This window comes from Sphingomonas sp. (assembly GCF_036677245.1).
Classification (GTDB): Bacteria; Pseudomonadota; Alphaproteobacteria; order Sphingomonadales; family Sphingomonadaceae; genus Allosphingosinicella.
This window is the reverse complement of the sequence record NZ_JAKFCG010000123.1, coordinates 1-16,949: the sequence shown is the minus strand read 5'-3', so window position 1 is coordinate 16,949 and position 16,949 is coordinate 1. Positions and strand designations below refer to the sequence as shown.

Sequence of the window (16,949 nt, the reverse complement as noted above, 5' to 3'; positions counted from 1 at the left end):
GGCGGCGGAATGCCTCCCCAGGTCGTTGGCGAAGGCAAAGGCGTCGTCAAATTCTTCAACTCGCAAAAGGGCTTCGGCTTCATCGTCCGCGATGACGGCGGCGAGGATGTGTTCGTGCACATTTCCGCCGTCGAGCAAGCCGGCCTGACCGGCCTTGCCGAGGGTCAGCCGCTCGAATTCACCTTGGTGGATCGCGGCGGACGCGTGTCTGCGACGGACCTCAAGATCGAGGGCGATCCGCTCCCGGTCGAGGAACGCGCGCCGCGCGAAGGTGGCTTCGGCGGCGGCGAACGTGGCCCGCAGCGCCAGCTGACCGGCGAGAAGGCCAGCGGGACGGTCAAGTTCTTCAACGCGATGAAGGGCTTCGGCTTCATCAGCCGCGACGATGGCCAGCCCGATGCCTTCGTCCATATTTCGGCGGTCGAACGCGCCGGCATGGTCAGCCTCAACGAAGGCGACCGGCTCGAGTTCGAGCTCGAGATCGATCGGCGCGGCAAGACCGCGGCGGTCAACCTCCAGCCGATCCAATAAGCGAATCGCCGCAAGGCGTGATGATGAGCCCGGCCGCTCGCTGAGCGCGCCGGGCTTTTTCATGCCTGTGCCGGAACGGGATCGGGAGGATTGAGCGGCACCTGCCGCTCTCCGACACCCCCCCAATCCTCTCCCGCGAGGGGAGAAGATTGCAAAGAGTCGGCGCCCGAATCAGCGGCGCTCACGTCGCCATGCGCAGCAATGTCTCGATGCGATCGGCTTCGGCCGCCGGCTTGTCGGTGCGGATCCGGGCGATGCGCGGGAAGCGCATCGCGAGCCCGGACTTGTGGCGCTTGCTGGCGTGGATCGAATCGAACGCGACTTCGAGCACCAATATCTTCTCGACCTCGCGCACCGGCCCATAGCGCTGCACCGTGTTGTTGCGCACGAAGCGATCGAGCCACATCAATTCCTCGTCGGTGAAGCCGAAATAGGCCTTGCCGACCGGCAACAGCTCGCCGCTCTCGGCCCAGCAGCCGAACGTGTAATCCGAATAATAGCTCGATCTTTTGCCGCTGCCGCGCGCCGCGTACATCAGCACGCAATCGGCGGTGAGCGGATCACGCTTCCATTTGTACCACAGGCCGGTCTTGCGGCCGGCGACATAGGGGCTGTCGCGGCGCTTGAGCATCACCCCTTCGATCGCCGCGTCGCGCGCACCGGCGCGGATCGCCTCGAGCTCGTCGAAATCACTGGCCTCGATCAACGCGGACAGATCGAAGCGGGCCGGGTCCAGGCCCGGCACGAAGGCTTCGAGCCGCACGCGGCGCCCTTGCCAAGGCAGCGCGCGGACATCCTCCTCGCCGTCGAACAAGATGTCGTAGAGGCGGACGAAGGCCGGGAAGTCGCTCAGCATCTTTGGCGAGACGATCTTGCGGCCGAGCCGCTGCTGAAGCGCGTTGAAGCTGGCGGCGGCGCCGCCATGCGCCTGTGCGCCCTGGGCCTCGCCTTTGACGAGCAGCTCGCCGTCGACCACTCCGTCGCGGCCGAATGCCGCGGCGATCTCGGGGAAGGTGCGGCTGATGTCATCGCCGGCGCGGCTGTAGAGGCGCGTCTCGCCGCCGACGCCGACGATCTGCACGCGGATGCCGTCCCATTTCCACTCCGCGGCATAATCTTCGAGCGACAGCCGCTGATCGTCGAGTGCGTGGGCGAGCATGAACGGCCGGAACACCGGCACGTCGCGCGAGGTGGGTTGCGCGGCGCGGCCTTCGGCCCAGGCGAACAACGGCTCGTACGGCGGGCCGATCGCGTGCCACACTTCCTCGACCGCATCGACGTCGAGCCCGAACGCCTCGGCCAGCGCCAGCTTGGCCAGCCGGGCCGAAACGCCGAGGCGCAGCTCGCCGGTGGCCAGCTTGAGCAAAGCATAGCGGCCGCTCGCATCGAGATGATCGAGCATCCGCGCCAGCGCCTGCGGCGCCTCCGACCGCCCGAGCCCCGCGAGCCGTTCGACGACCGCGCCGATACCCAGGCTGCCGTCGTCGACGTCGGCCGGCTGGTCGATCGCCTTCGGCCACAGCAGCGCCGCCGTCTCCGCCAGGTCGCCGACATAATCGCGGCTCATGTAGAAGAGCGCGGGATCGACCCTCTCCTCGACGATCGCGCGGATCGCCGCCGGCTTGACCGCCGGCATGTTGAGCTCGCCGGTCAGCGCCGCCAGCGCATAGCCGCGGTCGGGATCGGGCGTGCGCTTGAGATAGTCGCCGATCAGCCGAAGCTTGGCGTTGCGCGAACGGGTGTAGACCAGGGCATCGAGAAGCTGGGAAAAATCGCGCATCGGCGGATCAACGCATCCGGGCTAAAGTAAGCGTCATGGGAAGGCTAATCGCGGCGGCGCTTCGCGTCATCCTGCTTGTTGCCGCAGCGGCCGGAGCTGTGCTGCTGTTCGGATATTGGCAGGCGACCTCCGACCCGTCGCTGCGAAGCGCCCGGATCGCGCTTGGGGATTGGCCGGCCTGCGCGCCCGGTTCGCGCCATCCTGATCTCCGATCTGCATGTCGCCGGTCCGGACATGCCGCCCGAACGGCTGCGCCGCATCGGCGGCCGGCTTTGAGCTGCGGCGATGGTGCCTGCGGGAACGACATCGCCGACCTGATGTTGAGCCCCCGTCAGGCGAGCTGACGCAGGGAGATAGAAATGCTTCGAGCCATAGGATGCGTGGTGCTGGCCGTGATCGTCATCGCGCTGCTGATCGTCTTCGGACTGCTCGACGCAATCTTCTAAGCTGGCCTGACGCCCGGGCTTCGCTCAGGCGCCGCGGCCGGTCTCGAACAGGAACCAGGCGCGCTCTTCGGCGAGATCGGTCCACTCGTCGATCATGCCGGCGGTGGCGTTGTCGCCCGCTGCCTCGACCGCTTCCTTGGCTTCGCGGAGCAGCTCGACATATTTGAGATTGTCGCGATGGAGCTCGGCAAGCATCGCCTTGGCGCTGACGAAGTTCTCGTCATTGTCCTCGATCCGCTGCAGCCGCGCGACATGGCCGATCGAGCGCAATGTCGTCGCGCCGATCTTGCGCACCCGTTCCGCGATCGCATCGGTCGTGCCGAGGATCTGCGTCGCCTGCTCGTCGAGCATCAGATGATAGTCCCGGAAATGCGGGCCCGAGACATGCCAGTGGAAATTCTTGGTCTTGAGATAGAGCGCATAGCTGTCGGCGAGCAGCGCGTTCAGCGCGTCGGCGACAGAGGTGATCGCATTGGTCTCCAGATCGCTCGGGGTCTTCAGCGCTGCCGGCGTGGCCACCATTCGTCTCCTTCGGTTTGGGACGAGGTAAAAACAAAGCGGGCCGCAAAGGGTGCCGGAAGAATTTCGTATCTGAGTGATCGGGAGAATAGATCAATGGCCGCAGCGGCGGCGCGCAATCAGGTCAGGCGCAGCGCGCCGACCGCGACGATGAAGCCGGCCACCAGGAACAGGCAGGCCACGCCGATCCGGATCGCGGTCAGCGGCAGCACATCGCCGAGCCGCTGCCCCAACACGGCGGCCGGGGCGCTCGCGAGGACGATGCCCGCCGCCGCGCCGAGCGCCGCGAGCGGCAGCGAATCATATTGCGCCGCGAGCGCGCCGGTGAGGAATTGGGTCTTGTCGCCGAACTCGGCGATGAAGAAGCCGCCTGCCGCCGTGATGAAGGCCGGGGTCTTCCAGCCCGCGACATTCATCCGTGGCCGAAGCGAGATCAGGCTGCCGCCACCGGCGAACAGCAATGCCAGCGCGACGAGCAAGGAAATCGCACGCAGCGTGATCATGTCGTGGATGACGATGCCGCCGGCCGCTGCGATCAGGCTGTTGGCGAGAGCCGCCACCGCGACGCCGGCGAGGATCGCGCCCGGGCGGCCGTAACGCGCCGCAAGCGCGACGACGAGCAGCTGGGTCTTGTCGCCGAACTCGCCAAGCCCGGCGGCAATGAAGGTCGTGAGGAGCGGTTCCACCGAGTGGCTTTGGGATTCAGGCTGTGGCGGTCAGGCGTCGAGCCGGACCGACACCGAGGCAATGATCGCTTCGCTGGCCTGGTCGTCGCTGCGGCTGCAGTCGATCGCATCATGCAGGCGGTCGAGGTAGAGCGCGGTCGGGCAGCTCGCCCGCCGCCTATTGCCGTCCTGCGCCACGGCGCGCTCGAGCGCTTCGGCAAGGCGGACGGTCGGCAACAGCCCGTAAGTGGCGGCAAGATTGCGGATGGCGCTGATCGATGCGGCGATATCGCGTGCGGAGGCCCGTGCGGTGGCCCGTGTGGAGGTGCCGGCCCAAAGCCGCTCGAGGCCTGCCAGCCGCTCGCCGAGCTCGGCCCGCACCAGCATCATCGCGTCACGCTCTTCGCGCATCCCCCTGCTCCCACTGTCGCTGAGGGGAAGATGCGCCCACATGCTTACCAAATGGTTACTTGGATGGTTACGCGTGGTTACAGCGTGGCGCGCGGGCGTTCGCGGGCCGCTCCACTCCCGCTGTCGCCTTGACAGCGGCAGAGGAAGGAGGCAGAGGCACGGCCGATATGGCGGCGGCAACGCCGCTCTTTTTCATTCATCCTTATTCAAGAGGCTGTCATGGCCAAGCCAGCAACCGTCAAGATCAAGCTCGTCAGCTCGGCCGACACCGGCTTCTATTATGTCACCAAGAAGAACCCGCGGAACATCACCGAGAAGATGACCTTCCGCAAATATGACCCGGTCGCGCGCAAGCACGTCGAGTTCCGGGAAGCCAAGATCAAATAAGCCACGGAATGCCCTGCGCGCTCCTGCGCGGCATTGCTGTGATCCTCGGTTGAGAGTGTCCGTTTCCCGGCCGCTGCCGGCGCTGCGCATGCTCGTGCTCCTCGCGGCGCTGTTCTTCATCGGCCGCTTCGCGCCGCCGGCCCTGCTCGCCCCGTCGCGGACTGATGGGCCGGCGCTCATCCTCTTCAAGCCCGTCGTGCTCGACAGCCGCAATCCGGCGCGGACGAAGCTCGGCGCGCTCACCTATCTTGGCGGCTGGTCGCTCGACAGCCCCAATCGCGGCTTCGGCGGCATCTCGGCGATCCACGTCGACAAGCGCTCCGTGGTCGCGCTGAGCGATGCCGGCGCGCTGATCCGCTTTTCGCTTCCCAAAGGCACGAGCGTGCGCGGCAGCATCGCCCCGTTGCCGGTCGGGCTCGACATGCCGGTGGCCAAGCGCGACCGCGACACCGAATCGATGGTGCTGTTCGGCGGCCACGCCTGGATCGGCTTCGAATGGCGCGGCGCGATCCGGCGCTATGTCACGGGCAGCGGCAGCGCAGGCTGGCGCAGCGACGCCGATCATGCCCCGGCGGCGATGCGCAAATGGCCCAACAACAGCGGTGCCGAAGGCATCGTTCGGCTGAAGGACGGGCGCTTCCTGGTGTTTTCCGAAGGGGCGATGCGCAAGGACGGCACCAGCGAGGTGCTGGAGTTCGACGGCGATCCGGCGGTCGCCGGGACATCGGCGCACAGTCTCGGCTACCGCGCCCCGCCCGGCTATCGGCTGACCGACGCCGCAGTCTTGCCCGACGGCCGGCTGCTGCTGCTCAACCGCCGCTTCTCGATGCTCGAGGGTGTTGCGGCGAAACTGGTCGTGGCGCGGCCGCCGCGGCCTAGCGGCGCCGCGATCATCGCCGGCGACGAGCTCGCCGACTTCGAATCGGTGACGGTCGACAATATGGAGGCGCTGAGCGTCACCCGCGAAGCGGGCCGCACGATCGTCTGGATTGCCTCGGACGACAATTTCAGCCCGCTCCAGCGGACGCTGCTGCTCAAGTTCGCGCTGAACCAATAGGTCGGCGGTCAGCCCCGCGTGGCTATTCTCAATGGGCCTGACGGCAGACGCCGCGACTGCGCCCGGCGTGGCGAAGCGCGATCAGGCCGAAGCCGTCTCGACTGCCTTCTTCGCGATCTCGCGCTTGAGGCGGCGTGCGTTGAGGCTCAATTTGTCCTCGGATGTCTTGCGCAGCCAATTGTCGAGACCGCCGACATGCTCGACCGAACGCAGGCCGTTGGTCGACACGCGCAGCTTGACGCTCCGCCCGAGCGCATCGGAGATCAACGTCACATTCTGCAAATTGGGCAGATAGGTGCGCTTGGTCTTGTTGTTGGCGTGGGACACGTTGTTTCCCACCAGCCGGCCCTTCCCGGTCAGCTCGCAAATGCGCGACATTTTATCTCTTCCTGGATTGGGGAACAGGTTCCCCCTGAAAGGGGGCGCGGATAGCTGCAAGCGCCGCTCGCGTCAACTGTCGTTCGTTGTCGGCTTCGCCTCCGGCACCGAACAAAGACGCGGAGCCGGCCGGTGCGGCCCTCAAACCAAAAGTCGTTGCGGGAGTGCAACCGATCGGCTCAAGCCGCGTTGTTTCGCCCTGAGCCTCCAGTGGCTCACAGTGGAGGAAAATTATGTCCCGTAAAGTCCTGGCCGTTTTGGCCGTCATCATTCTGGTCGTGATCGTGCTGTTCGCGACCGGCTTCTGGTCCATCAATCAGACCCGCGAAGGCGAGCTCCCCGATGTCGACGTGAGCGCCGAGGGCGGCCAGCTGCCGGGCTTCGACGCCGATTCCAAGGAAGTCGTGGTCGGCACGACCGAGACCGAGGTCGAGGTGCCCAAGGTGGAGACCGAGACGACCACCGTCGACGTGCCGGTGATCGGCGTCAAGGACAGCGGCGAGTAACAAGGATCTGGGAGGAGGGTTGCGATGCCAGTCGGACTCATCATTGCAGCTCTCCTCCTGCCGCCGCTCGCCGTGTTCCTCGATCAAGGCGTGTCGCGCAATTTCTGGATCGATTTCGCGCTTACCTGCCTCGGCTTCGTGCCGGGCGTGATCTTCGCGCTGTACGTGCTGATCGCCAAGCGCCGCCCCACCAGCGCGCCAGTCACCGAGGCCAGCGCAACCTAGCATGACCCACGCGCAGCCGCGCTGGACCGGCCATCTGACCGTCCGGCGGCTCTGGCTTCGGCCAGCCGCGCGCCTTATCCTTGCCCATGGCCTTCCCGCTCCCCGAACCGATGAGGATCGCGCTCGACGCCGCGCGGCTGTCCGCGGCCGCGCATGAAGTGCCGGTCGGCGCGGTGATCATGCGCGGTGGGGACGTCATCGCGACGAGCGGCAATGCGATGCGCAATGCGCATGATCCGACCGCGCATGCCGAAATGGTCGTGCTGCGCGAGGCGGGGCGGGTGCTCGGCACCTCCCGGCTCGACGAATGCGATCTGTGGGTGACCTTGGAGCCGTGCGCGATGTGCGCCGGCGCAATCGCTCTGGCGCGGATCGCCCGGCTCTATTTTGCCGCCCCCGACCCCAAGGGCGGGGCGGTGCTGCACGGACCGCGCCTGTTCGGCCAGCCGAGCTGCCACCACGCCCCCGAAGTCTATGCCGGCATCGGCGAGCAGCAGGCGGCGGAACTGCTGCGCGATTTCTTCCGCGAGCGGCGGGCCTGATCCATGCCCTCTCTTATTCCTCCCCCGGTTTTCCGGGGGAGGGGACCGCGGAGCGGTGGAGGGGCGGCTTGACGAAAATCGCCCCTCCACCACCCTCCGGGTGGTCCCCCTCCCCTGCAAATGCAGGGGAGGAATCCTTCCTATTTACACGCGCGTGTCTTCGAGCGGGACGATCCTGATCTCGACCCGGCGATTGGCCTGCTTGCCGGCCTCGCTCATATTGTCGGCGACCGGCTGGCTCGCGCCGAACCCTTGGGTGCCGATCCGCGCCGGCGTGACGCCGCGTGCCGCGAGATAGTCGGCGACCGATTGGGCGCGGTTGCGCGAGAGCGGGATGTTGATCGCGTCGCCGCCGGTCGAATCGGTGTGGCCGTAGACGTCGATATAGGTCGACGGATAAGCGGCGAGCGTCTGCGCGACCTGATCGAGGGTCGACCTGAATTGCGGCTGGATGGCATAGCTGTTGGTGTCGAAGGTGACGCCCGCCGGCATGTTGAGCACCAGCTGATCGCCCTGGCGCGTCACATCGACGCCGGTGCCGGCAGTCCGTTCGCGAAGCTCGCGCTCCTGCTTGTCCATATAGGCGCCGATCGCGCCGCCGGCGACCGCGCCGATGCCGGCCCCGACGATCTTCTCGGTGCGATCGCGCTTGCCGCCGACCAGATCGCCGGCGAGATAACCGCCGACGACTCCGAGGCCGGCGCCGATCGCAGCCTTGGAGACGCTCCGTTCGCCAGTGGTGGGATCGGTGACGCAGGCCGCGGTGGCGGCGATGAGCGCCGATGCTCCGACGACGGCCGTGATACGCTTGGACGCAAACATGTCATTCCTTCCAATGTAGCTGTGGGGACGATTGGTCCCCAGAAGCCCAACCGTCGCGGCGCGCCGCTTGTTCCGCACCCGGCTCGATCCCGGTGCGGGCGCCGGCTCGCGTGCCCCGAGACGGAAGATGTTGGCGGGGGCGGGTGATCGCGGCTAAGGGAGGGCCGCAGCCATGGCGCCCGGACCTCCCCTGACACCTTTTCCCTGGTTCGACGTGCTCGTCATCATCCTGCTCGTCGCGCTCAACGGCGTGTTCGCGATGTCGGAGCTGGCGATCGTCTCGTCGCGCGAAGCGCGGCTGCGGGCGATGGCCAAGTCCGGCAGCCGCGGCGCGCAGGCGGCGCTCAAGCTCGCCGCCGACCCGGGGCGCTTCCTCTCCACCGTCCAGATCGGCATCACGTTGATCGGCATCCTCGCGGGTGCCTATTCGGGCGCAAGCCTCGGTGGGCCGGTGGCCGAGCGGCTCGCGGCGCTGGGCGTCGATGCGGAGCACGCCCAGACCCTCGGCTTCGTCCTCGTCATCGCGCTCACCACCTATGCGTCGCTGATCGTCGGTGAGCTGGTTCCCAAGCAATTCGCGCTTCGCGCCCCCGAGCCGATCGCGGCCTTCATGGCTGCGCCGATGATGTGGCTCGCCCGCGCGACCGCACCTTTGGTCTGGCTGCTCGACCGCTCGAGCGCGTTGATCTTCCGGCTGCTCGGCATGCAGCGCGAATCGAATCAGAAGGTCACGGCGGAGGAGCTCCACCTCGTCGTCGCCGAAGCGCATCACGCCGGCGTGCTCGAGGAGAGCGAGCGCGCGATCATCTCCGGCGTGGTGCGGCTCGCCGACCGGCCGACCCGCGAGGTGATGACGCCGCGCACCGACGTCGACTGGCTCGATGTCAACGCGACGCCGCAGCTGATCCGCGCGGCGATCCTCGAGACTCCGCACAGCCGCTTGCCCGTCGCCGAAGGCTCGGTCGACCAGTTGATCGGAGTCGTGCAGCTGCGCGACATCGTCGCCGCGCAGATCGAAGGCAGGCCGCTCAACCTGCGCGAGCTGATGCGCGACGCGCCGGTGGTGCCCGATCAGATGGACGCGATGGACGCGCTCGCCGTGCTTCGCTCGGCCGAAGTGCCGATGGCGTTCGTGCACGACGAATATGGCCATTTCGACGGTCTGCTGACGCCGGCCGACCTGCTGCGCGCGCTCGCCGGAGACTTTGCCTCGGACCAGGACGAGGATACCGATCCGCCGCTGATCGAGCGCGAGGACGGCAGCTGGCTGGTGTCCGGCTCGGTCTCGGCCGACGCGCTTTCGGACACGATCGGTATCTCGCTCCCCGAAGAGCGCGACTATTCGACCGCCGCCGGCTTCGCGCTGTCGGTGCTCAAGCATCTTCCGGAGACCGGCGAGCGCTTCGATTATGGCCGCTGGACGTTCGAGATCGTCGACATGGACGGCCGCAAGATCGACAAATTGCTGGTGTCGGGCGGAGCCCGGAGCGGGCATTAGCCTCGTTGTTATTCCTTCCCCGGTTTTCCCGGGGAGGGGGACTGCGCAGCGGTGGAGGGGCCCTTCACGAAATGCCCCTCCACCACCCTTCGGGTGGTCCCCCTCCCCTGCAAATGCAGGGGAGGAATTTGGGCAATTCAGGCTTTAGCGTGCGCCGCTGCCGAGATTGCCGAACGTCGCCTCGAAGCCGGCGGTGTCGCCGCGCGCCAGATAGCCGGCCTGCTCGACCAGCCGGTCGCGCGCGATGCGGCCGCGGAACTGCTCGAGCTGGGCGTCGAGCGCCTCGATCTGGGCCTGGCGGAGCGCTGCGAGCTGGGCGAAGCGCGTGATCCCCAGATCGTTGAGCTTGGCCGCGAGCTTCGGGCCGACCCCCTTGAGCGTCTGAAGATTGTCCGGGGGGAGAGCGTCGGCGGGGCCCGTGGCCGCGATCTCGTCGCGGACGTCGACGTCGAGGAACTCGCCGGCGATATCAGCGATGGCCGCCGCTTCGCCATCGAGCACCGAATCGCCGTCGTCGTCGTCTGCCGCCGCGGCCGGGCGGGCGGCTGGCGCCGGTGCCGGTGCTGGTGGCGGTGCAGCCACCGGCTGGGCAGTGTCGCGCGGGCGGACCTGGCTTTGCGCCGCGCCGCGCGCGCGCTTGACCAGCAACCAACCGACGATGATGCCGATCAGCAGCGCGACCAGGATCGGAATGAGATTGAGCTCGATCAGGCTTGTCATCGAATTTCCCTGCAGCAAGAAAGAGTGAGCGGCTCGACCAAGGCGGCCGGGATCAGGAGAAATCGCCGCGTTTGCGGACCGCGGCGGCCCAGCCGATGAAGAGGCCGAGCAGATAGGCGAGAGCGACCGGTATCAGGCTTTCGACGAGCAGCGGCAGCCCGCGTTCGTGCGGCCCCGGCTCATCCGCCCAATGCACCCGCGCCACCCCGTCGACCTCGTCCACCCGCTGGGTGAGGCCCTTGAGGCGGCCCTGGCCGTTGCGCTGGAACGGGTCGGCCGGCCCCGAAAGGGTGGCGGTTCGCGCCGGCGGGTCGCGGGCGAGCCGGACCTGGACACCAGGGATCTCGGCATCGGCGACGACCTTCGCCGCACGCGCCTCGAGCGCGCCGATATAGCTTTGCCCCTGGCCGAGCGGGCCGAGGTAAAGCCACGCGAACAGGATCGACGCTGCTAGTCCGATCACGAACTTCACGGCTGCGCTCATCGCTTCGACCCTCCTCGCCGCCGCTTTAGCCAGCGGCTCTTGCCGTGTCTATTTGCCGGGGCACTACGGGTTCAACCCGCGCGTGCGACTTCGCGCCAGCCGATGTCGCGGCGGCAGAAGCCCGAAGGGAAGTCGATCGCGTCGACCGCGGCATAGGCCTTGTCGCGCGCTTCGGCGATACCGCGGCCGGTCGCGGTGACGGCGAGCACCCGGCCGCCGCTTGCGACCAGGGTCTCCCCCTCGAGCGCGGTGCCGGCATGGAACACCTTGGCGCCGAGCGCCTCGGCCGCCTCGATGCCGGCGATGCGGCCGCCTTTCTCGGGCGTTCCCGGATAGCCGCGCGCGGCCATCACGACGGTCAGCGCGACCTCGGCGGAAAAACGCGGCGCCGCCGCGTCGCCGAGCGTGCCGTCGGCGGTGGCGAGCATCAGCGCGAGCAGATCGCCCTCGAAGCGGCTCATCAGCACCTGGCATTCGGGATCGCCGAAGCGCGCATTATATTCGATTAGCGAAGGCCCCGCCGACGTCAGCATCAAACCGGCATAGAGCACCCCCGAATAAGGCGTGCCGGCCTCGGCCATCGCGCGCACGGTCGGCTCGACGATCTCGCGCAGCGCGCGCGCCTCGAGCTCGGGCGTGAGGATCGGCGCCGGGCTATAGGCGCCCATCCCGCCGGTGTTCGGGCCGGTATCGCCGTCGCCCACCCTTTTGTGGTCCTGCGCCGAGCCGAACGGGACGACCTTGGTGCCGTCGGTCAGCGCGAACAGGCTGACCTCCTCGCCGTGGAGGAATTCCTCGATCACCACCGCGGTGCCGGCGCCGCCGAAGCCGCCTTCGAACATCGTGGCGAGCGCAGCCTGCGCGGCGGCGGCGGTTTCGGCGATGATCACGCCCTTGCCGGCGGCGAGTCCGTCGGCCTTGACCACCACCGGCAGGTCGAAATCGGCGAGCGCCTCGCGCGCCGTCTCCAGGCTGGTGGCGCGGACGTAGCGCGCGGTGGGAATGTTGTGACGCGCGCACAGATCCTTGGTGAAGCCCTTCGATCCTTCGAGCTGCGCGGGAATGCGATTGGGGCCGAACACCTTCACCCCCGCGGCGCGCAGCGCATCGCCCAGTCCCTCGACCAGCGGCGCCTCCGGCCCGATCACGACCAGCTCGACGGCCTCGGCCCGGCAGAAATCGATTATCGCCTCGTGGCTGGAGGGATCGAGCGCGACGATCTCCGCCTGCTCGGCGATGCCGGGGTTGCCCGGCGCCGCGAACAGCCTGTCCAGCATCGGCGATTGCGCAAGCTTCCACGCGAGCGCATGCTCGCGCCCGCCCGAGCCAATGAGCAGGACATTCATGAGTGATTTCCCTTCGTCTGACGACGGGCTGTTAGCAAGCGAGCTGCCGGGCGACAACGCGCCGGCTTTGTCGGTCTCCGAGCTGTCGATGGCGCTCAAGCGCAGCGTCGAGGAAAGTTTCGGCCACGTCCGCGTGCGCGGCGAGATTTCGGGCTGGAAGCGCGCGGCGTCGGGCCATTGCTATCTCTGCCTCAAGGACGACAAGGCGGTGCTCGACGGCGTCATCTGGAAGGCGACCGCCGGCGCATTGCGCTTCCGCCCGGAGGACGGGATCGAGGTCGTCGCGACCGGCAAGCTCACCACTTATCCCGGCCGCTCGCGCTACCAGATCGTGATCGAGCGGCTCGAGCTCGCCGGCCAGGGCGCGCTGATGGCGCTGCTCGACAAGCGCCGCCTCGCGCTCGCCGCCGAAGGGCTGTTCGATGCCGCGCGCAAGGTCCCGTTGCCGTTCCTGCCGCGGGTGATCGGAGTCGTCACCTCGCCGACCGGCGCGGTGATCCGCGACATCCTCCATCGCCTCGAGGACCGCTGCCCGACCCATGTCATCGTCTGGCCGGTGGCGGTGCAGGGCGAAGGCGCGGCAGCGCAGATCGCGGCCGCGATCCGCGGCTTCGACGCGATTGCACCGGGGGGAGCGATCCCGCGTCCCGACCTCGTCATCGTCGCGCGCGGCGGCGGCTCGATCGAGGATCTCTGGGCGTTCAACGAGGAGGAGGCGGTGCGCGCGGTCGCGGCCTGCTCGATCCCGATCATCTCGGCGGTCGGCCACGAGACCGACACCTCGTTGTGCGATTTCGCCGCCGACGTGCGCGCGCCGACGCCGACCGCCGCCGCCGAGATCGCCGTGCCGGTGCGCGGCGAGCTGATCGCCCAATTGCGCGAGCTCGGGCTGCGGACGGCACGCTGCGCGGCGCGCGCCCACGAGCGCGCCGCCGAGCAGCTCGATTTCACCGTCCGCCGCCTGCCCGCGCCGGACGGCCTGCTGGCGCCACAGCGGCAGCGGCTCGACGAGCTTGCCGAGCGGCTGCCGCGCGCGCTTTCGGCGCGTCTCAGCCACGCCCGCGCCGACCTGGGCGACGCGGCGGGCGCGCTGCGCCCTTCGCTGCTCGACGCGAGCTTGCGCCGCTCGCGCGAGCGGCTGGCGGCGGTGCGGCTCGACAAGATATTGGTCGAGCGGCGCATCGCCGATGGCCGCCGCACGCTCGATGCCTTGTGGCGGATCGCGGCGCAGGCTCACCCCAACCGGCCGCTCGAGAAAGGCTATGTGCGGGTCGAGGATCGCGACGGGCATGTCCTGGTCGCGGCCGCAGCGGCGCGCGCCGCCGGCCGGCTGCGGCTGGTGTTCGGGGACGGCAAAGTCGATGCCCAGGTCAGTTCCAGTACCGAGCCGGGCAGCGAGGGGGTTGAGCGCGCCAAGCGGCGTCCTTATTCAGCGCCCAAAGCCGATCAGCCCAAATTGCTGTGACCAAGCCGGGCTGAACGGACCAATCGATCGGAACGAATGCGATGCTGATGTCGAACAACCAGAAGCCGGCGCGCCTCCATTATCTGGCGGGCACCTTCCGCATCCTGAGCTCGGGCGACCATGTCGTCTGCGCGGTGACCGGGCAGCCGATCGCGCTGGAGGATCTTCGCTATTGGAGCGTCGAGCGGCAGGAGGCGTACGTCTCTGCCGAAGCTTCGCTCAAAGCCTCGCGCGCGGCCGCCGGGCGCGGGTGACGGCGATGCCGCGCCTGCCGCAGGCGCCGGTTTCGTGCGCGGCGGCGGCGCTTTCGGTCCTGCTTTGCGTCGCGGCGCCGCTCCACTCGACGGCTGCGGTGCCCGCCGTCGCGGCGGCGGCGGACAGTTTCAGCTTCAGCGGCGCGTTCGTCCAGGGCGGATTGGTGAGAGGCCGTGCGCCGCCGGCGACGACGAGCCTCACGCTCGACGGCAAGCCGGTCCGGCTCGACGGCGACGGCCGCTTCATCCTCGGCTTCGACCGCGACCAGGGCAGCAGCGCGATTCTGGTTGCGCAGCGCGCCGACGGCAGCCGCGCGACCAGAATGCTCGCCATCGCACCGCGGAGCTGGCGGATCGAGCATGTCGACGTCGCGCGCCGCCCCGGCGGCGCGGACCCGGACTACCAGCGGCGCCGCGATATCGAATTGCGCCGGATCGCGGCCGCGCGCGGCATCGGGGCGTCGGCCGCCGGCTGGGCGCAGCCATTCATCTGGCCGGCGCGCGGGCGGATCAGCGGGCTGTTCGGATCGCAGCGTGTCTACCGCGGCGAGCCCGCCGCCTTCCACAGCGGGCTCGACATCGCGCCGGGGGCGGGAGCGGCGGTCGTTGCGCCGGCCGAAGGACTGGTCGTGCTTGCCGGCCCGCCGATGTTCAGCCTCGAAGGAAATCTCGTGATCATCGACCATGGCATGGGCCTCAACAGCGCCTTCCTTCATCTCGCCACGGTCGATGTCCGCGCCGGGCAACGAGTCGCGCAAGGCGAGCGGATCGGCACGGTCGGATCGACCGGCCGCGCCACGGGCCCGCATCTCCACTGGAGCGTCAAATGGAACGATGCGCGGCTCGATCCGCAGGCGATGCTGGCGTCCTGACTTAATAAGCTGCGAAGCATCGGCTCTGTTCATTATAGTTGAGCGGGGACAGCTGCTCCCACCGACTCGCGATGCGCTAAACCGTGAGGTGCCGGAACCGCCCCGGCCTAAGTGAGTTTCCTCAAAAGACCAGGCCGCTGCACCAGCGGAGTGTTTCCGCGCGCCCATTTAAATAATGGCGGGGTTCAAATAAAAGAATTTCAGCGATCTTCCTCTAGGATCAAAGGCCTGTCTAGTTGCGTAGGCCAACCGAAGTTCGGAAGTGTCGTTACAGCAAGATATTACAATGTAACGAGATGTGGCATTTGTGCTACAGAATGATCGATTTCGTGTTCAGAATTGAACGCAATCTTTACAACTCGACGAAATTACGTCGATTGGGGTCCATTCCAGCAGCGTTCCAAACGCATGACTGGCCAAGCATGTTGAGATGAAGACCACGGCCATCATCTCACTTCCGAATGAGGACCCCAGAGTGACCCACACCAGCCAAAATCTATCTGTGCTCAAGGGGAGCACCGCCCTCGCGCGACTCATGACGGTCGGCGCCAGCCTTGCCGTGGCCGCAGTCGCGGAAGCCCCTGCGCTCGCTCAGACCGAACCGGTCGAAGCCGTTACTCCGGCCGCACCGACCGAAACCTCGAGCGACATCATCGTCACCGGCTCCCGCATTGCCCGCCCTGACCTAGAGGCGAGCAGTCCGGTTGCAGTTCTGACTGCCGAGAATATTCAACAGACCAATACCGTGACGGTCGAGCAGATACTCGCCACAAATCCGCAATTCGCCTCTGGCTTCGGCCAGAGCTCGAACAATCCCGGAAACGGGGCCGCGACAGTGAACCTGCGGGGCCTCGAGGAGGAGCGCACCCTCGTCCTCATCGACGGAAAGCGAGCGCCATCCTTCGACACCACGGGCGCGGTTGACGTCAACATGATCCCGACTGCGCTGATCAAGCGCATCGACATCCTCACCGGCGGAGCGTCCTCGGTCTATGGCTCCGATGCGGTCGCGGGCGTGGTGAACTTCATCCTCGACGATCGCTTCGAGGGTATCACCGCCGATGCCAGTTCGCAGATCACGGGGCGCGGCGACGGTGCGATTTACGACGGGAGCCTCACCGGCGGCATCAAGCTCGGCGATCGCGGCAATCTCGTCGTCTCAGGCGGCTGGTCCCAGCGCAAAGGCGTTTTCTTTGGCGCACGCGCGTGCTGCACGTTCGCCCTCGACAGCTACGACCTGGTGAGCCCCGGCGGGTCGAGCAACACGGTTCCGACCGCGTTCGACGTCCCGGGAGCTGGCCGCTTCCAGATTCAACCGGACGGCAGCCTGTCGGACGACGTCCAGCTCTACAATTTCAACCCGGTCAATTACGTCCAATCGCCGTTCGAACGTTGGAACCTCATGGCCTTGGCCCGCTATGAATTGTCCGATGGTATCGAGTTTTATGGGCGTGCGAGCTATTCGGACGTGAAGGTGCGCCTGCAGCTTGCTCCGACTGCGACGGCCGGATTCCTGTTCAATCTCGACCCCAGCAACCCCTTCCTATCGCCCGATCAACAGGCAGCATTCTTCGACACCACAGCCAATCCCGATTTGATCATCAACGATGGCTCGGGTGTGGCAGACGATCCAACCGCGCGCGCCGGCACCTCGGTGATCGGTATCCGCCGCCGCGTCATCGAAACCGGCGGGCGTGCGGAGGATTTCCATACCAAGAACACGCAATTCGTCGGTGGTTTCCGCGGGGACATCGGCTCCAACCTCAATTGGGACGTCTATGGCCAATGGGGCCAATCGAAGAAGCATACGGTGTTCCGCAACGACTTGTCCTTCACCGCGCTCCAGCAGGCGCTCGACGTGGTTTCCGGACCGGGGGGCGCGCCGGTCTGCTTCAATCCTTCCAACGGCTGCGTTCCGCTCAACGTCTTCGAGGACGGCACGTTGCAGCAGGATGCCATTGCGTTCGTGCTGCGCGACGCGATCGAGGACACCAAGATCACGCAATTCATCGTCGGCGCGAACATCGGCGGCGACCTCGCC

At 67.4% G+C, this 16,949-nt stretch carries 20 protein-coding genes; 11 read left to right on the top strand and 9 right to left on the bottom strand.

Features of this window, described 5'->3' with window-relative positions; translation table 11 throughout:
• On the top strand, nt 1-531 hold a 531-nt coding region (locus V6M48_RS12480; RefSeq protein ID WP_332812855.1), incomplete at its 5' end, for a cold-shock protein.
• Nucleotides 532-712: 181 nt separating this feature from the next.
• Here V6M48_RS12480 and V6M48_RS12475 read toward each other — a convergent pair.
• From V6M48_RS12475 to V6M48_RS12460, 4 genes are all read right to left on the bottom strand, one after another.
• Nucleotides 713-2,311, bottom strand: a complete 1,599-nt coding sequence (locus tag V6M48_RS12475; RefSeq protein ID WP_332812854.1) for a cisplatin damage response ATP-dependent DNA ligase — start codon at nt 2,309-2,311, stop codon at nt 713-715.
• Between the two features lie 470 nt (nt 2,312-2,781).
• Nucleotides 2,782-3,279: a Dps family protein gene (locus V6M48_RS12470; RefSeq protein ID WP_332812853.1), complete on the bottom strand. Its 498-nt coding sequence runs from the start codon at nt 3,277-3,279 to the stop codon at nt 2,782-2,784.
• Between the two features lie 116 nt (nt 3,280-3,395).
• Nucleotides 3,396-3,962, bottom strand: coding sequence for a TMEM165/GDT1 family protein (locus V6M48_RS12465; RefSeq protein ID WP_332812852.1), 567 nt, complete (start codon nt 3,960-3,962; stop codon nt 3,396-3,398).
• Nucleotides 3,963-3,992: 30 nt separating this feature from the next.
• Nucleotides 3,993-4,352, bottom strand: a complete 360-nt coding sequence (locus tag V6M48_RS12460) for a hypothetical protein (protein WP_332812851.1) — start codon at nt 4,350-4,352, stop codon at nt 3,993-3,995.
• Nucleotides 4,353-4,571: 219 nt separating this feature from the next.
• Between V6M48_RS12460 and rpmG the strand changes: the two genes are divergently transcribed.
• Both rpmG and V6M48_RS12450 read left to right on the top strand, forming a co-directional pair.
• Nucleotides 4,572-4,739, top strand: a complete 168-nt coding sequence (gene rpmG / locus V6M48_RS12455; protein ID WP_332812850.1) for a 50S ribosomal protein L33 — start codon at nt 4,572-4,574, stop codon at nt 4,737-4,739.
• 88 nt (nt 4,740-4,827) lie between these two features.
• Nucleotides 4,828-5,796, top strand: coding sequence for an esterase-like activity of phytase family protein (locus tag V6M48_RS12450; protein WP_332812849.1), 969 nt, complete (start codon nt 4,828-4,830; stop codon nt 5,794-5,796).
• An 81-nt stretch (nt 5,797-5,877) separates the two neighbouring features.
• Here the strand turns inward: V6M48_RS12450 and rpmB are convergent, their stop codons facing one another.
• Nucleotides 5,878-6,174 carry a 50S ribosomal protein L28 gene (rpmB, locus tag V6M48_RS12445; RefSeq protein WP_332812848.1) on the bottom strand — a complete coding sequence of 99 codons (297 nt, stop codon included), beginning with the start codon at nt 6,172-6,174 and terminating at the stop codon, nt 5,878-5,880.
• A gap of 233 nt (nt 6,175-6,407) precedes the next feature.
• Here rpmB and V6M48_RS12440 point away from each other — a divergent pair, with 233 nt between their 5' ends.
• The 3 genes from V6M48_RS12440 to V6M48_RS12430 all read left to right on the top strand — a co-directional run bounded on the left by V6M48_RS12440 (nt 6,408) and on the right by V6M48_RS12430 (nt 7,447).
• Nucleotides 6,408-6,680 carry a hypothetical protein gene (locus tag V6M48_RS12440; RefSeq protein ID WP_332812847.1) on the top strand — a complete coding sequence of 91 codons (273 nt, stop codon included), beginning with the start codon at nt 6,408-6,410 and terminating at the stop codon, nt 6,678-6,680.
• Nucleotides 6,681-6,704: 24 nt separating this feature from the next.
• Nucleotides 6,705-6,905, top strand: coding sequence for a YqaE/Pmp3 family membrane protein (locus V6M48_RS12435; RefSeq protein ID WP_332812846.1), 201 nt, complete (start codon nt 6,705-6,707; stop codon nt 6,903-6,905).
• 86 nt (nt 6,906-6,991) lie between these two features.
• A complete protein-coding gene (locus tag V6M48_RS12430; RefSeq protein ID WP_332812845.1) occupies nt 6,992-7,447 on the top strand; it encodes a nucleoside deaminase in 456 nt (151 codons plus the stop codon).
• A 144-nt stretch (nt 7,448-7,591) separates the two neighbouring features.
• Here V6M48_RS12430 and V6M48_RS12425 read toward each other — a convergent pair whose 3' ends face one another.
• The gene (locus V6M48_RS12425) at nt 7,592-8,269 is read right to left on the bottom strand and encodes an OmpA family protein (RefSeq protein ID WP_332812844.1); all 678 of its coding nucleotides are present in this window, start codon (nt 8,267-8,269) and stop codon (nt 7,592-7,594) included.
• Nucleotides 8,270-8,441: 172 nt separating this feature from the next.
• Between V6M48_RS12425 and V6M48_RS12420 the strand changes: the two genes are divergently transcribed.
• Nucleotides 8,442-9,767, top strand: coding sequence for a hemolysin family protein (locus tag V6M48_RS12420; RefSeq protein ID WP_332812843.1), 1,326 nt, complete (start codon nt 8,442-8,444; stop codon nt 9,765-9,767).
• 144 nt (nt 9,768-9,911) lie between these two features.
• Here the strand turns inward: V6M48_RS12420 and V6M48_RS12415 are convergent, their stop codons facing one another.
• The 3 genes from V6M48_RS12415 to purD form a co-directional block, all read right to left on the bottom strand.
• Nucleotides 9,912-10,487 (bottom strand): hypothetical protein, encoded by a 576-nt coding sequence (locus tag V6M48_RS12415; protein ID WP_332812842.1) that lies wholly within the window; start codon nt 10,485-10,487, stop codon nt 9,912-9,914.
• 52 nt (nt 10,488-10,539) lie between these two features.
• A complete protein-coding gene (locus V6M48_RS12410; RefSeq protein ID WP_332812841.1) occupies nt 10,540-10,971 on the bottom strand; it encodes a hypothetical protein in 432 nt (143 codons plus the stop codon).
• A gap of 71 nt (nt 10,972-11,042) precedes the next feature.
• Nucleotides 11,043-12,317, bottom strand: a complete 1,275-nt coding sequence (purD, locus tag V6M48_RS12405; protein WP_332812840.1) for a phosphoribosylamine--glycine ligase — start codon at nt 12,315-12,317, stop codon at nt 11,043-11,045.
• Between purD and xseA the strand changes: the two genes are divergently transcribed.
• The 4 genes from xseA to V6M48_RS12385 form a co-directional block, all read left to right on the top strand.
• Nucleotides 12,316-13,782: an exodeoxyribonuclease VII large subunit gene (xseA, locus tag V6M48_RS12400; protein ID WP_332812839.1), complete on the top strand. Its 1,467-nt coding sequence runs from the start codon at nt 12,316-12,318 to the stop codon at nt 13,780-13,782. The two genes, purD and xseA, sit on opposite strands and share 2 nt — an antisense overlap.
• Before the next feature lie 41 nt (nt 13,783-13,823).
• Nucleotides 13,824-14,036 (top strand): DUF2093 domain-containing protein, encoded by a 213-nt coding sequence (locus V6M48_RS12395; RefSeq protein WP_332812838.1) that lies wholly within the window; start codon nt 13,824-13,826, stop codon nt 14,034-14,036.
• A 5-nt stretch (nt 14,037-14,041) separates the two neighbouring features.
• Complete coding sequence (locus tag V6M48_RS12390) at nt 14,042-14,908, top strand: M23 family metallopeptidase (RefSeq protein ID WP_332812837.1); 867 nt, start codon at nt 14,042-14,044, stop codon at nt 14,906-14,908.
• 430 nt (nt 14,909-15,338) lie between these two features.
• On the top strand, nt 15,339-16,949 hold a 1,611-nt coding region (locus V6M48_RS12385), incomplete at its 3' end, for a TonB-dependent receptor plug domain-containing protein (RefSeq protein ID WP_332812836.1).